This window comes from Parahaliea aestuarii (assembly GCF_008064635.1).
Classification (GTDB): Bacteria; Pseudomonadota; Gammaproteobacteria; order Pseudomonadales; family Halieaceae; genus Parahaliea; species Parahaliea aestuarii.
Genome location: NZ_VRYZ01000016.1, coordinates 1 through 3,079, shown reverse-complemented (window position 1 = coordinate 3,079; position 3,079 = coordinate 1). Strand labels below are relative to the sequence as shown.

Annotated in this window: 2 rRNA genes; both read right to left on the bottom strand. The window is 52.9% G+C overall.

The window, feature by feature from the left end:
• Positions 1–13: 13 nt before the first annotated feature.
• Positions 14–129 (bottom strand): 5S ribosomal RNA (gene rrf / locus FVW59_RS19465).
• Positions 130–315: 186 nt separating this feature from the next.
• A 23S ribosomal RNA gene (locus FVW59_RS19460) occupies positions 316–3,079 on the bottom strand; the annotation flags it as partial.

Genomic DNA, 3,079 nt, shown 5'->3' with positions numbered 1-3,079 from the left:
GTTTGTATTAAAAGCCTGGCGATGACCTACTCTCACATGGGGAGACCCCACACTACCATCGGCGATGCATCGTTTCACTACTGAGTTCGGAATGGGGTCAGGTGGTTCCAATGCTCTATTGTCGCCAGGCATAACTGGCTGACGGGTTTCGGTCTTAAGCGCTACTGCGCTGCCTACTCATCGTCAATAAGGCGGTAAATCAAGCTGGTGAAGTTGAGTCGCGGTTTGTTACTACACTCTGACTTGTCACAACATCCTGCATAGTCTGCTTACTGTGTGTGCCTCATACTGCGCACACCAGATTACTTGGATTATATGGTCAAGCCTCACGGGCAATTAGTACTGGTTAGCTCAACGCCTTACAGCGCTTCCACACCCAGCCTATCAACGTTGTAGTCTTCAACGGCCCTTTAGGACCCTCAAGGGGTCAGGGAGAACTTATCTTGGGAGGGGCTTCCCGCTTAGATGCTTTCAGCGGTTATCCTGTCCGAACATAGCTACCGGGCAATGCGTCTGGCGACACAACCCGAACACCAGAGGTTCGTCCACTCCGGTCCTCTCGTACTAGGAGCAGCTTCCCTCAATTCTCCAACGCCCACGGCAGATAGGGACCGAACTGTCTCACGACGTTCTAAACCCAGCTCGCGTACCACTTTAAATGGCGAACAGCCATACCCTTGGGACCGGCTTCAGCCCCAGGATGTGATGAGCCGACATCGAGGTGCCAAACACCGCCGTCGATGTGAACTCTTGGGCGGTATCAGCCTGTTATCCCCGGAGTACCTTTTATCCGTTGAGCGATGGCCCTTCCATTCAGAACCACCGGATCACTAAGACCTACTTTCGTACCTGCTCGTCTTGTCAGACTCGCAGTCAAGCGCGCTTGTGCCTTTACACTAACCTCATGATTTCCGACCATGATTAGCGCACCTTCGTGCTCCTCCGTTACTCTTTGGGAGGAGACCGCCCCAGTCAAACTACCCACCATACACTGTCCTCGGCCCAGATCATGGGCCTGAGTTAGAACCTCAACATTACCAGGCTGGTATTTCAAGGTCGGCTCCACAATGGCTGGCGCCACTGCTTCAAAGCCTCCCAGCTATCCTACACAAGTAAGGTCAAAGTCCAGTGCAAAGCTGTAGTAAAGGTTCACGGGGTCTTTCCGTCTAGCCGCGGGTACACTGCATCTTAACAGCGATTTCAATTTCACTGAGTCTCGGGTGGAGACAGTGTGGCCATCGTTACGCCATTCGTGCAGGTCGGAACTTACCCGACAAGGAATTTCGCTACCTTAGGACCGTTATAGTTACGGCCGCCGTTTACCGGGGCTTCGATCAAGAGCTTCGACCTAAGTCTAACCCCATCAATTAACCTTCCGGCACCGGGCAGGCGTCACACCCTATACGTCCACTTTCGTGTTTGCAGAGTGCTATGTTTTTAATAAACAGTCGCAGCCACCTGGTCACTTCGGCCAGCCTCAGCTCAGGGAGCAAGTCCCATCACCAAAACCGGCGTACCTTCTCCCGAAGTTACGGTACCATTTTGCCTAGTTCCTTCACCCGAGTTCTCTCAAGCGCCTTGGTATTCTCTACCTGATCACCTGTGTCGGTTTACAGTACGGTTCCTTTATATCTGAAGCTTAGAAGCTTTTCCTGGAAGCATGGCATCAATCACTTCACCCAATCTCTCGAAAGGGCTCGTCATCAGCTCTCAGCCTTAGCGGTCCGGATTTTCCTAAACCACCAGCCTACAGCCTTAAACAGGGACAACCAACGCCCTGATGACCTAGCCTACTCCGTCCCTCCATCGCAATATAAAGAAGTACGGGAATATTAACCCGTTTCCCATCGACTACGGCTTTCGCCCTCGCCTTAGGGGCCGACTCACCCTGCGCCGATTAGCGTTGCGCAGGAAACCTTGATCTTCCGGCGGGGAGGTTTTTCACCCCCCTTATCGTTACTCATGTCAGCATTCGCACTTCTGATACCTCCAGCAAACCTCCCGGTTCACCTTCAACGGCTTACAGAACGCTCCTCTACCATGCGTGCATTTCCTCAAACCCTCTCCTCCAGGGTTGGCAGTTTCTCCAACCTCCTTCCCGACTCAACGTTCGGGGGCGCTTGGTCGCCGGCTTCGCCGTCGACAAGCTACCTGAAAGAGTTTGAGTGAAATGCACGCATCCGCAGCTTCGGTTACCAGTTTAGCCCCGTTACATCTTCCGCGCAGGCCGACTCGACTAGTGAGCTATTACGCTTTCTTTAAAGGGTGGCTGCTTCTAAGCCAACCTCCTAGCTGTCTAAGCCTTCCCACATCGTTTCCCACTTAACTGGTATTGGGGACCTTAGCTGGCGGTCTGGGTTGTTGCCCTCTCGACGACGGACGTTAGCACCCGCCGTCTGTCTGCCGTGATTGTACTCCTGGGTATTCGGAGTTTGCATGGGGTTGGTAAGTCGGGATGACCCCCTAGCCCAAACAGTGCTCTACCCCCCAGGGTAAGACACGACGCTCTACCTAAATAGATTTCGAGGAGAACCAGCTATCTCCGGGCTTGATTAGCCTTTCACTCCGATCCACAGCTCATCCCCAAATTTTTCAACATTTGTGGGTTCGGCCCTCCAGTTAGTGTTACCCAACCTTCAGCCTGGCCATGGATAGATCGCCCGGTTTCGGGTCTATTGCCTGCAACTAAACGCCCTATTAAGACTCGGTTTCCCTACGCCTCCCCTATACGGTTAAGCTTGCTACAGACAATAAGTCGCTGACCCATTATACAAAAGGTACGCAGTCACAGGACAAGCCTGCTCCCACTGCTTGTACGTATACGGTTTCAGGTTCTATTTCACTCCCCTCTCCGGGGTTCTTTTCGCCTTTCCCTCACGGTACTGGTTCACTATCGGTCAGTCAGTAGTATTTAGCCTTGGAGGATGGTCCCCCCGTCTTCAGTCAAGATATCTCGTGTCCCGACCTACTTGTCGCAAGCTCAGTACCACAACGGTGTTTTCGTGTACGGGGCTATCACCCTCTATCGCCGGACTTTCCAGACCGTTCCACTAACACCACTGCTATCACTTGCAGGCTA